This is a genomic window from Kitasatospora sp. NBC_01302 (genome assembly GCF_035976515.1).
GTDB lineage: Bacteria > Actinomycetota > Actinomycetes > Streptomycetales > Streptomycetaceae > Kitasatospora.
Genome location: NZ_CP108404.1, coordinates 1,424,126 through 1,436,097, shown reverse-complemented (window position 1 = coordinate 1,436,097; position 11,972 = coordinate 1,424,126). Strand labels below are relative to the sequence as shown.

Genomic DNA, 11,972 nt, shown 5'->3' with positions numbered 1-11,972 from the left:
TCGCGGGCGGGTCGGGATCCCGGCGGTGCCGAGCCGAAAGGAACCTAAAGCGGCAGTAAAGCGTTCGGGCTGGAGATGGCAGGCTAGGCTGCCCTGTCGACGGACTGATCCGCGTTCTGGAGGAACCGGCCTTGCACATTGAACAGTGGATCGACGGCGCGCCCCCTGGTGCTGTCTACGCGCTGGTCGGGCTGATCATCGGCATCGAGAGCCTCGGTATCCCGTTGCCCGGTGAGATCGCCCTGATCGCCGCCGGCGTGCTGGCCTCGAAGGGGACGGTGAATCCGGCCCTGGTCGCGCTCTGCGCGGTGGCCGGCGCCATCATCGGCGACTCGATCGGCTATTCGATCGGGCGCAAGGGCGGCAAGCCGCTCTTCGAGAAGCTCGGCCGGAAGTTCCCCCGGCACTTCGGCCCCGAGCACGTGGAGACCGCCGAGCGGGCCTTCCACAAGTGGGGCATGTGGGCCGTCTTCTTCGGCCGGTTCATCGCGCTGCTGCGGATCTTCGCCGGGCCGCTGGCCGGCGCACTGCGGATGCCGTACTGGAAGTTCCTGATCGCCAACGTGCTCGGCGGTGTGACCTGGGCCGGTGGCACCACGGTGGCCGTGTACTACGTGGGCAAGGCGGTGGAGAAGTACATGCAGGGCTTCTCCTATGTGGCCCTGGGGATCGTGCTGGTGGGCGGTGGGGTCATCGGGCTGGTGATCAAGCGCCGTGCGGCGCGGGCCTTCGGCGCGCCGGCGGCGACCGAGGACGCGGCACCCGCGGCGGCGACCCGGGTGACCGCGGGGGAGTGAGCGCGGACGGCAGGTCGGCAGGCCGGCGGCCCTGACGGGTGGTCATTCCCGCTGCCCGTGCTGCCCGTAGGATCGGCGGTGGAAAGCTCGGCAAGGCGTGGAGGTTCGGATGACCCAGCAGCAGTGGACCGCGGTGGACGAGTACCTGGAGGAGGCGCTCGTCGGTGAGGACGCGGCGCTGACCGCCGCCCTGGCGACCAGTGAGCGCGCCGGCCTGCCGCACATCGCCGTCTCGCCCACCCAGGGCAAGCTGCTGCACCTGCTGGCGCTGACCGCCGGGGCCCGCCGGATCCTGGAGGTCGGCTCGCTCGGCGGCTACAGCGCCATCTGGCTGGGCCGGGCGCTGCCCGCCGACGGCCGGCTGATCTCGCTGGAGATCTCCCCGGCGCACGCCGCCGTCGCGCGGGCGAACCTGCACGAGGCCGGCCTGGAGAAGGTGGCCGAGGTCCGCACCGGGCGCGCGGTCGACAGCCTGGCCGAGCTGGTGGACGACGGTGCCGAGCCGTTCGACCTGGTCTTCATCGACGCGGACAAGCCCAGCAACCCGGAGTACTTCGCGTGGGCGCTGCGGCTCACCCGTCCCGGTTCGCTGATCATCGTGGACAACGTGGTGCGCCGCGGTGCCGTCGCCGACGCCGAGAGCACGGATCCGGCGGTGATCGGGGTCCGGCGCCTGAACGAGCTGGTCGCCGCCGAACCGCGGGTCGAGGCCACGGCGGTGCAGACGGTCGGCAGCAAGGGCTACGACGGCTTCATGCTGATCCGTGTGATGAGCTGACTGGCAGGCCTGGTTCGCCGCGGAGCCCCGGTGCGTGAGCGCCGGGGCTTCGGCGTTGCGGCTTCGGCGTTGGGGCTTCGGCGTTGGGGACTGGTGTCGGGCTTCGCCGGTGGGGTTCGGCAGGGGGTCCGGCGCGGGCCCTGACGGCAGGGCTTGTTCGAGTCGTGCTACGCGCGTCACTAACTATTCACCGCATGAACCCTTCAGCGGGCGCCGAGCCACTGCTGTCATGGACGCATCCAATCCGGTCGGCCTGACAACAGGTCAATTCCCTGGGAGCGTCCATGCGTTCATCGAAGCTGCAATGCCTGAGAGCTTTCCTGGCCGTCACGCTCGGATCTGCGACCGGTGCCCTCGCGCTGGTCGGGGCGACCGGCGCCCAGGCCGCGCCGGGCCACCAGTGGCCCGGGCACACCGGCCCCACCGTGGCTGCCGCCGCGGCCAGTTGCTCGCAGGCCTACCTGCCGCTGCCCGACCCCTCGTGCACGCCCGGCGCCGTGAATCCGGACGTCACGCAGGACACCATCGACTCCACCATCTGCGTCTCGGGCTGGACGGCCACCGTGCGGCCGCCGACCTCCTACACCAACCGCCTGAAGGCGCAGCAGATCGTGGCCTACGGCTACGCCGACACCACCATGTCGGACTACGAGGAGGACCACTTCATACCGCTGGAGCTCGGCGGTTCACCGACCTCCCCGCTGAACCTGTGGCCCGAGCCGCACGCCACGGTCGACGGCGGCAGCTCGTACGGCAAGGACGGGGTGGAGACCAAGCTGAAGAACGCCGTCTGCGCCGGCAAGGCGGGGCTGACCGCTGCGCAGAACGCGATCGCCACGGACTGGACCACGGCCCTCAGCACGCTCGGCCTGGGCTGAGCCGCACGGATCGGGCCGGCTTGCGCCGATCCGGTGTCAACGCTCTCCTGTCCCGGCGGGGGAGTCCGGCGGGCCGCGGCCGTCCGTGCCCATAGTGGGCCATGGAGCGTGCCGAACCCGAGCCTGTGCTGGTCAGCCGACGTGCCGCGCTACGGGCGGGGGTGGCGACCGGGGTGCTGGGTGCGAGCGGGGCGCTGGGCGCGGCCGGGTGTGGCGGGGGTGGCGGCGGCGGTGCTGGGCATCCCGGCGGTGGCGCGAGTTCGCCCACCGCTTCGGGCGCCGCTCCGGGGGCCCCGACAAGCCGCGCGTCCGGCACGGCTGCGGCCGGCCTGCCGGCCACCAGGCCCTGGGTGCCCGGGCCGGGGGAGATCCAACCGGACGTCAAGCTCCGGGCGGTGCAGCTGGTCGAGGCGCTCGGCAGCTGGCCGTCCGGGGGTTCCGGGACGGCGGCGGCACAGGCCCGCGTCACGGCGCTCGGCGGTCTCGACCCTGCCCTGGCCGACCAGGCCGGCCCGCTGCTCCCGTCGGCCGACCGCGCCGCACTGCAGGTGATCGACGCCCAGTACGGCGGCATCCTGGCCGACTCGGCGAGCGTGCTGGTGGTGTGCGACCAGTGGACCGGTGCCGCCGGCTCCCCGAGCGCGGTCGCGCGGGGCGGCACCACGGTCGACGTCCGGCTCAGTGCCGCGGCGCCGCGGTGGACGGTGACCGCGCTGCACCCCGCCGCGCCGGGGCCGGTGGCCGCCACCGTCTCCGCCGCGGCCGGCCGGGTGCTCGCGAACAGCCGGATCGAACTGCCGCCCGCCGCGCTGGCCGACGTGCGCAGCGGCGCGGTCCACGACAGCGTGCTGGAGGCGATGCTGACGCTGGCCCGGACGTACACGATGTCGGTCAGCGTGGTGCGCTCGGGGCATCCGCTGGACGTGTTCGGCACCGACCGGCCCAGTGACCACCCGCTGGGGCGCGCGTTCGACGTCTGGCGGATCAACGGGCTGACCGTGGTGGACCCCGGCACGCCGCACGACCTGGTGGACGGCTTCATGCGCGCGGCAGCCGCCGCGGGCTCCTACAACGTCGGCGGTCCGCGGCAACTGTCCGGGGGAGGGACACCGAACCAGTTCTTCACCGACGACACCCACCACGACCACGTCCACGCCGGCTTCACCGGCTGAGCCGGGTGAAGCCGGCGTGGACGGCCGATGGTGCGTCAGGAGCGCGGGCCGGCCACCTCGACGTTCTCCAGCACGCCGAGCGCGTCGGGCACCAGGACGGCGGCGGAGTAGTAGGCGCTGACCAGGTAGGAGATCACGGCCTTCTCGTTGATGCCCATGAACCGCACGTTCAGGCCGGGCTCGTACTCGTCCGGGATGCCGGTCTGGTGCAGCCCGATCACGCCCTGGTTGTCCTCGCCCGCACGCATCGCGATGATCGACGAGGTGTGCCCGCCCGCCACCGGGATCTTGCCGCACGGGAAGATCGGCACGCCGCGCCAGGCCGGGATGTGGTGGCCGCCGATGTCCACGCTGCCGAAGTAGATGCCGCGCTTGCTGCACTCGCGGCCGAAGGCGGCGATCGCCCGGGGGTGGGCGAAGATGTGCGAGGTCTCGCGGCGCAGGCTGAGCAGCTCGTCCATGTCGTCGGGGGTGGGCGGGCCGGAGTGGGTCTGGATCCGCTGGTCGTACTCGGCGTTGGCGAGCAGGCCGAACTCGGGGTTGTTGACCAGCTCGTACTCCTGGCGCTCGCGCAGCGCCTCGACGGTGAGCTTCAACTGCTGCTCGATCTGGTTCATCGGGTCGTTGTAGAGGTCGGCGACCCGGCTGTGCACCCGCAGGACGGTCTGCGCCACACTCAGTTCGAACTCGCGCGGGGCGAGTTCGTAGTCCACGAAGGTGCTGGGCAGGTCCGGCTCGCCGTCGTGGCCGGCGGCCAGCTCGATCTCGGCCTCACCGTGCTGGTTCTGCGCCTGCTCGGTGTCGGTCAGGTAGGTCGCGATCTGGTCGCGCAACTCCGGGGAGGCCGCCGCCAACTCCTGGAAGGTGGCCCACGGCAGGGTGAGCACGGTGCCGGCGGTGGCCGCCTTCACCGTGTACTCCCACAGCGCGTCCGACTGGCGGATCGCCTCGTCACCGAGGTGGTCCCCGTCGGCCAGGTGGCCGAGGACGGCGGACTCGCCGTACTTGCCGGTGCCGATCCGGTCGATCTTGCCGTGGGCGATCAGGTAGATCTCGTCGATCGGCTCCCCGGCCTGGACGAGCACCTCGCCGGGAGCCACCTCGCGCTGGGTGAACCGACCGGCCAGCTGGGCCAGCACCGCGTCCTCGTCGATGCCGCGCAGCATCGGCACCTCGCGCAGCGAAGGCGGCACGACCCGCACCTCGTTACCGGTCTTCACGAAGCTCACCCGGCCACGGCCCACGGCGTAGCTGAGCCGGCGGTTCACCCGGTAGGTGCCGCCGGAGACCTGCACCCAGGGCAGCGCGCGCAGCAGCCAGCGCGAGCTGATGCCCTGCATCTGCGGTTCGGACTTGGTCGTGGTGGCGAGGTTGCGTGCCGCCACGGTGCTCAGACTGAGCTGGGCGCGCACCTGGATCTGCTGCGGTTCGGTCGGGGCCGGCCCGGTGTCGGTCGTCATCGGCTCTCTCCCAATTCGTCACGGTCGCGGGGCGGACGGGTGAGCTCCGCCGCCCGCGATGGAATCCGTTGCGTAGTCAGATTCCATCGCTGCCACGGCCAATCGGGTGGGATAACGAGCGAATCGGTGGACAGCCGGGGAAGCGTGTTCCCGGCTTCGCGCCCCCCTGGCGCGTCCAGCGCCGCAACCGGGGCTGAGCTGGGCGGACCCGGCCGCGGACCGGCGCGATTCCGGCGAACGGATCAGCGACGGCAGCAGGGTTTTTCGAGCCCCGAGGGCCGGCCCTGCGAGGGTCAGTGCGCCTCGTCCAGCCGGGCCCGCTGCTCGGCCGTCAGCTCCAGGTCCACCGCCGCCAGGCTCTCGGTCACCTGCGCCACCGAGGAGGCCCCGACCAGCGGGATCACCGGCACCTCGCCGCCGATCAGCCAGGCCAGCACCACCTGGTTGGCGGTGGCCCCGGTCTCCTTCGCCACCGCCGCCAGCGCGGCCCAGCGCGCCGGGGTGCCGGCGTGGTCGAACCCGGGGTCGGACGGCTGCTCCGGCCTGCTGTAGCCACCGCCCAGCAGCGGCGAGTAGGCGACCAGCGCGAGGCCCGGGTCGGACCGCAGGTAGCTGAGCACGTCGCCACCGGCCACGCCGATGTTGCCGTCCGCCGAACGCAGCGTCGGCATGTCGGTGCGGTGCCGCAGGTAGCTGTGGTGGTACTGCAGCACCTCGTAGCCGGGCAGGCCGGCCGCCGCCGCCAGGGCGCGGGCCCGCTCCACCCGCCACGCCCAGTGGTTGCTCACCCCCAGCAGCCCGACGCTGCCCTCGGCGACCAGCTCGGCGAAGGCCGTCACGGTCTCGTCCAGCGGCACCCGGTCGTCCTCGATGTGCGCGTACAGCAGGTCCAGCTTCTCCACGCCGAGCCGCTCCCGGCTGGCCGCCGAGGAGGCACGGATCACCTTGGCCGACAGCCCCTCGACGTTCTTGCCGAACGTGGTGCTCGGACTGAGCGGACGGCCGCCGAGCTTGGTCGCGATGACGATCTCGTCACCGATCCCACGGCTGCGCCGCCAGCGTCCGAGCAGCGCCTCGCTCTCCCCGCCCTGCGTGCCCCGCGCCCAGAAGGCGTAGTTGTTGGAGGTGTCGACGAAGCTGCCGCCGGCCGCCACGTAGGCGTCGAGGATGGCGAACGAGGTCTGCTCGTCGGTCCTGGTGCCGAAGTTCATCGCACCCAGGCTCAGCACGCTCACCTCGCGCCGGGTGGCCGGGTTCTGACCGATCGTGCGGTACTTCATGGGTGTCGCTCCTCGGGCTCGGGGCTTCGGGCGGCGCTCGCGTCCGGGGAGGAGTCTGCAAGGTGGAGCGCACTCCATGTCAACGGGTCGCGGAGGTCGAACCGATCTCGACCACGCGCGCCCACGCCGGTGGTGCGTCCGGCACGTAGTCGGGATCGTTCTCGTCCCACGACCCGCGCGTCCGCAGCCGCGGGAACAGGCCCACCACCGTCCGGCACGGCGGCCGGGTACCCGGCCAACGGGTCTGTCCGTCGGTCAGGACGACGATCACGTCCGGCCGGGGCCCCGTCCGCAGCGCTGTGGCGAAGCCCGCGCGCAGATTCGTGCCCCCGCCGCCCACCAGCGTGATCCCCTCGGCCCGGCACAGCGGCTGCACGGTCCCGGCCGCCGCGTCGCACGGCACGACACTGATCAGGTCGCGACGGCCGCCCACGGCCCGGGAGATCGCGGCCACCTCGCGCAGCGCGCTGCCCAGTTCGGCGTCGCTGACCGAGCCGGAGGTGTCGATGACCACCGACACCCGGGGCGGCCGGCGCCGCAGGCTCGGCAGCACGGCACCGGGCAGCGCGGCCGAGCGGCGCGCCGGACGGCCGTACGTGTAGTCCTCGCCCGCACCAGCGCCGGAGGTCGCCGAGCGGACCGCCGCCCCCAGCAGTTCCCGCCACGGCTGCGGCGGCTGGAACGCCTCCTCCGCCCAGCGCCGCCACCCCTTCGGGGCGCTGCCGGGACGGCCGGTGATGCCCTGCGCCACCCGGAACCGGACGGCGTCCCGCTCCTGCTCGCTCAGGCCGTGCGCGCCCTGCGCCCCCAGCTCCCACTCCCGCTCCAGGCCGTCGGCGCCGCTGCCGCAGTCCAGCCAGGCCAGGCCCAAGGTGCCGGGGCCGAGCCCGAACTGGCGCAGGTACTCCTCCAGCAGCTGGCCCTCGGGCAGCCCCAGGGCTCCCGGCCGGACGGCGCCCGCGGGCTCGGCCAGTCCGTCACCGAACACGTCGTCGTTGATCTCGCAGTCCGCGGCGATGTTCATCCGTAACCGTTCCCCGCGGCCGGTCAGGCCGCGCTCGCGGGCGACCCGGTCGCTGCGCCCGTGATGGTCGCGCAGCAGGTGCGACACCTCGTGCACCCAGACGCCGGCCAGCTCCGTGATCGGGGTGCGCGCCACGAAGGCCGGTGAGACGTAGCACCGCCAGTGCCGGTCGACGGCCATCGTCGGGACCTGCCGGGACTCGACGGTGTGCAGCGCGAACAGGGCCGTCGCCAGGTAGGGGCGGACCCGGGCGGCGTGCAGGCGGGCGGCGAAGAGCTTCTCGCGGTCGAGTTCGATCGGCGCGGTCGGTGTGCCGGGTCTGGCCGATGCGCCGGGAATGGACGGCGTGCCGGGTCTGGCCGATGCGCCGGGAATGGACGGCGTGCCGGGTCCGACCGGCGTGGTCGGGGTCATCGGCGGGCCCCGGCGGTGGCGGCGGTGGCCCCGGCGGCGGTGTGCGGTCCCGTCGGCGCCGCCGCCCGGTCCGCCCGCCGGGTCAGCGTCACGGCCCCGGCGAGCCGCTCGATCGATGCCGGGACGTCCCAGTCCGGCCGGCGCAGCGCGGCGAGCGTGGTCGCGGGGACGACGACCAGGTCCGGGGCTCCGGTCTCCAGTGCGCGCGCCAGCAGCGCCCAGGCCGCGTCCCAGCGGGACTTCTCCGGCTGCCGACGGACCGCGGCCACCACACCGTCGAGCACGGCCTGCCGCAGATCCCCGCGCTCGGGCAGCGTGGCGCTCGCCGGGTCGGCGAGCAGCACCTCGGGATCCGGCAGGTCCATCCGGTCCAGCGCGGCCAGCAGCTCCAGCCCAGGACCGTCGCCCACGGTGCCCCTGACCAGCAGGGAGAGCACGTCGCGGGAGGAGCCTGCCGCGGTCGCGAAGGCGATCAGACGCAGGGTCGTCTCCCAGCTGCGCGGCGACGGCCACGGTCCGCCCCGGCGGCTCTCGCCGGTCGGCAGCCGGTGCACGAGCGTGGGGCGGGCGGTGAGCAGGCCGCACACCGCGCGACGGGCGACGTCCACGGCCCCGGGCAGCCGCTCGCGGTCCAGCCGCGGCAGGGTGGCCCGGGGCCAGGTGCCGCCGAGGCCGCGCACCACGACCTCGTGGTCGTGGGTCCACTGCAGATGGACGAACCGGTTGGCCAGCGGCGGGCTCAGCTCCCAGCCGTCGGCTGCCGAGGCGCGCGGATTGGCGGCGGCCACGATCCGTACGCCGGGCGGTAGTTGCAGCGTGCCGATCCGCCGCTCCAGGACCAGGCGGAGCAGGGCGGCCTGCACGGCCGGCGGTGCGGTGGAGAGCTCGTCGAGGAAGAGCAGTCCGCGGCCGGTCCGGACCAGGCGCACGGCCCAGTCCGGCGGGGCCATCGGGACGCCCTGCTGCGCGGGGTCGTCGCCGAGGACGGGCAGGCCGGAGAAGTCGGAGGGCTCGTGCACGCTGGCGATCACCGTGGTCAGCGGCAGGTCCAGGGCGGTGGCGAGTTGGGTCAGCGCTGCGGTCTTGCCGATCCCCGGTTCGCCCCACAGGAGCACCGGGAGGTCGGCGGCCACGGCCAGGGTGAGGGCTTCCAGCTGGGTGTCCTGGCGTGGCTCGGTGGTCGCGTCACGCAGCAGGGCCAGCAGTTCGCCGGCCACCTCGAGCTGCGGGGCGATGGTGGGGTCGGACGGGGCGTGTGCGGGCATGGGTGATCACCTGTGTCGGTTGTGGTGGTGGGGCGGGTGGGACCGGGCTCAGCCGGTCGGTTCGGCGGTTCGGTTCGGCGAGTGGGTTCGGCGGGGTGAGTTCAGCCGGTCAGCGCGTGGCGCGGGTGCCGGCGGTGGTCACGGGGGCGGGGCGGGTTCGGCGGGAGACGGTCGGGGCCGGGGCCGACCAGCCCGGCCCGGTAGAGCCCGTAGCTGATCCGCCGCAGCGCGGCCGTCTCCAGCTCGTCCCGCAGGGCGCCGGGGCGCAGCAGGGCCTCCGGGCCCAGCAGCTCCTCGACGACGGTCAGCGCACCGGCGATGTCGCCGTGGTCCAGGCGCTCGCGGACGCCGGTGAGGCTGTCCGGACGGCGGTGCGCCAGGTCGATCGCCTGGAGGCAGGGCAGCGGTGTGCCCGAGAGTGCGGCCAGCAACTCCTCGCGGCGGATCTCGGCGGGGTCGTGGTCCAGCGGGGCGAGCACCCCGTCGACCAGGCCGATCCGGTGCCGGGCTCCCCGGCAGTCCACCAGGCGTGGCTGCCCCGCGTGGCCGGTGGCGGCGCAGGGAGCGGTCGTCCGGTGCTCCGGTACCAGCGCCGAGGCCACCAGTGGATGCAGCCGGTCCGGGTCGATCGCCCCCGCACGGAGCAGCTCCAGGTCGGGCAGCAGCCAGGTCGCCGCGTCGGGCAGGACCGGCAGCACGCGGTCGTCCGGGGCCGTGGACACGGAGGTGACCCGCGCGGACTGCGGGCCGACGCCGCTCGGGTCGGTGACCAGCTCCAGGACGAGCCGGCGCCGGGAGCCGAGCCGCACGCTGACAGCACCGGCGGGGTGTGGGCCATGGGCACCGGCGGGGTGGCCCTCGGCGAGGAGCAGGATCGCGGCCTCGGCCGCCCACCGGTCCACGGCGCAGGAGCGACCCGGCGGCAGCAGCCCCGGTGGTAGCGGAAGCGGCGGCAGCCGAGGCGGCGCGCCGGTGGGCTGTTGCCCGGCTCCGGAGCGCAGCCGCAGCTCGTCGGCCCGGCTCGCGTCCCACAGGTGGCGGTGCAGGTCGAGGCGGAACCGCGGGACCGGGCGGGCATGCGGATGGAGGCCGGCGGCGCTGTCGGGGCCGGTACCGTGCCACAGCGCGAGGCTGACCCGCTGGCCGGCGTCCGCCCAGGCGGGCGGCGTCCGGACCACCAGGTGCACCGGGCGGTCGCCGGCACCGTCCGCGGTTGGGTAGCGGGCGAGTGAGACGGTCAGCCCTGGGCGCAGCAGTCCGTCCGGGGCGACCCTCGGCAGGTGCCAGCGCAGCAGGTCGGGTGCCAGTCGGCGGAGGTCGGCCCGGACCCGTGCCGTGAGTTCCCGGCCGTGGGTGCGCGCCAGGGTTCGCAGACCGAGGTCGACGTCGACGCCTGCGGCGGCGCACGCCCCTGCCCAGTCCCCGGCGGAGCGGCGGGCGGTCGCGGTTGCGATCATGGCGGGCGGCACGGCGAACTCGCGCACGCGCAGCCAGCGGGAGAGGTGGGAATCCCCACGCGCAGTCGGAGTGAGCATCAGCACTCACCTTGCGCGGATGGGACCCCCAATCTGTGAACAGAGTGAGTGGTCATCGGCAGGGACTCTAGCGCTCCTCGCCACGGCCTGCGAGGGATTTTCCGGCGGACATCGGCGGCCACCGGGGGCGGACATCGGCGGCCACCGGGGGCGGCCGGGGGCGGCCGGATGCCCGGGGCGCCGGAGGGACTGTCGGACCGTCAGGTCATCAGGCTGTCGCAGCCGTATGCCGGTCATCGGGTCGTCAGGTCATCAGGCCGTCGCGCCGGGGCGCCGGTCGGCGGGGCGGCGGGGCGGGATCGGCGTGGCCGGGAAGTCCCGCGGGCCGGTCCACAGGGCCGGCACGGCGTCGCAGCGGCGGGCGAGCTCGTAGGCGATCGACTCGTAGTTGACCCGCCAGCCGTGGAAGTGCGGCCAGGCCAGTATGGTCGGCCGCTCGGCCTCGAAACCGGAGGCGATGATCATGGTCACCGCCGCGTCGAACTCGGCGTAGCTGATCCGGATCGGGCTGTTCGGCTCCGGGTCGGGGTCGTAGTCGATCCGCAGCACCCGTGCGATGTCGCGCAGCGCCGTGAAGCCGGCACGCAGCACCAGCCGGGCCTCCGGCGGCGCGCTGCGCGGGCTGAGCGAGAGCTGGATCGCGGCGGCGTCCATCACCGCGATCAGCCCGACGATCCAGCTGCGGTGCGCCTGCGGGGAACGGAAGGAGACCAGCACCGGGTAGTTGGAGTGGCTCTCGCCCAGCTCGGCGGCCAGCCGCTCCCAGTCGCGGTAGAGCTGCGGCAGCGCCGTCTCGGTGTCCACCAGGGACTGCCGCGCCAGCAGTTCGGGCCCCCAGGCCGGCTCGCCCGCCCGGGACTGCAGCAGCGTCACCTCGACCTCCCGGCGGTTGTACGAGCCGTACAGCGTGGGCAGGTAGGCGATCTGCAGCGCGATCACCACCGGTCCGCTGGCGGCGGCCAGGAAGTCCAGCGCCGAGAGCCGAAGCCGGTCGCCGCTGGCGAAGCCGAGGGTGAAGAGGCTGGAGCCGGCCTCTCTTATCGACACGCTCCAGCCGAGTCCGGAGTCGGCGTAGGTCAGCAGCGTGAAGGAGGCCAGCAGCGCGCAGAGCCAGCAGAACAGCATGCCGACCAGGATCAGCGGCGCCAGCCAGGCCTGGGCCCGGTCATGGGCCCGGTAGCTGCGGAACGGCGCGGCGCAGGCGTGCAGGACGGCGCGCAGCGACCGCCACAGCCGGGTGACCAGCGAGGAGTAGAGCCCGCGCGGCACCACCAGGGTGCGCAGAATGCTGGCGATGGTGAGCGCGAGCAGCAGGACACCGGCCAGTGCGGAGATCAACCTCATGGCCGACATTCTCGATCATCGGCGG

General features: G+C 73.8%; 10 protein-coding genes. 4 read left to right on the top strand and 6 right to left on the bottom strand.

Annotation, left to right across the window (positions count from 1 at the left end; genetic code table 11):
• Nucleotides 1-131: 131 nt before the first annotated feature.
• From OG294_RS06465 to OG294_RS06450, 4 genes are all read left to right on the top strand, one after another.
• Nucleotides 132-797 (top strand): DedA family protein, encoded by a 666-nt coding sequence (locus tag OG294_RS06465; protein ID WP_327065444.1) that lies wholly within the window; start codon nt 132-134, stop codon nt 795-797.
• A 109-nt stretch (nt 798-906) separates the two neighbouring features.
• Nucleotides 907-1,575 carry an O-methyltransferase gene (locus OG294_RS06460; protein ID WP_327065443.1) on the top strand — a complete coding sequence of 223 codons (669 nt, stop codon included), beginning with the start codon at nt 907-909 and terminating at the stop codon, nt 1,573-1,575.
• Nucleotides 1,576-1,859: 284 nt separating this feature from the next.
• Nucleotides 1,860-2,453: a hypothetical protein gene (locus OG294_RS06455; protein ID WP_327065442.1), complete on the top strand. Its 594-nt coding sequence runs from the start codon at nt 1,860-1,862 to the stop codon at nt 2,451-2,453.
• Between the two features lie 101 nt (nt 2,454-2,554).
• Nucleotides 2,555-3,625 (top strand): hypothetical protein, encoded by a 1,071-nt coding sequence (locus OG294_RS06450; protein WP_327065441.1) that lies wholly within the window; start codon nt 2,555-2,557, stop codon nt 3,623-3,625.
• Between the two features lie 35 nt (nt 3,626-3,660).
• Here OG294_RS06450 and OG294_RS06445 read toward each other — a convergent pair whose 3' ends face one another.
• From OG294_RS06445 to OG294_RS06420, 6 genes are all read right to left on the bottom strand, one after another.
• Complete coding sequence (locus OG294_RS06445) at nt 3,661-5,085, bottom strand: family 2B encapsulin nanocompartment shell protein (RefSeq protein WP_327065440.1); 1,425 nt, start codon at nt 5,083-5,085, stop codon at nt 3,661-3,663.
• Between the two features lie 293 nt (nt 5,086-5,378).
• On the bottom strand, nt 5,379-6,365 hold the full coding sequence (locus OG294_RS06440; RefSeq protein ID WP_327065439.1) for an aldo/keto reductase: 987 nt from the start codon (nt 6,363-6,365) through the stop codon (nt 5,379-5,381).
• A gap of 79 nt (nt 6,366-6,444) precedes the next feature.
• Nucleotides 6,445-7,803, bottom strand: a complete 1,359-nt coding sequence (locus OG294_RS06435; RefSeq protein ID WP_327065438.1) for a vWA domain-containing protein — start codon at nt 7,801-7,803, stop codon at nt 6,445-6,447.
• Nucleotides 7,800-9,068, bottom strand: a complete 1,269-nt coding sequence (locus tag OG294_RS06430) for an AAA family ATPase (RefSeq protein ID WP_327065437.1) — start codon at nt 9,066-9,068, stop codon at nt 7,800-7,802. Before OG294_RS06430 ends, OG294_RS06435 begins: the two co-directional genes overlap by 4 nt.
• 101 nt (nt 9,069-9,169) lie before the next feature.
• On the bottom strand, nt 9,170-10,603 hold the full coding sequence (locus tag OG294_RS06425; RefSeq protein WP_327065436.1) for a hypothetical protein: 1,434 nt from the start codon (nt 10,601-10,603) through the stop codon (nt 9,170-9,172).
• Between the two features lie 252 nt (nt 10,604-10,855).
• Nucleotides 10,856-11,947: a hypothetical protein gene (locus OG294_RS06420; RefSeq protein ID WP_327065435.1), complete on the bottom strand. Its 1,092-nt coding sequence runs from the start codon at nt 11,945-11,947 to the stop codon at nt 10,856-10,858.
• Nucleotides 11,948-11,972: the final 25 nt, after the last annotated feature.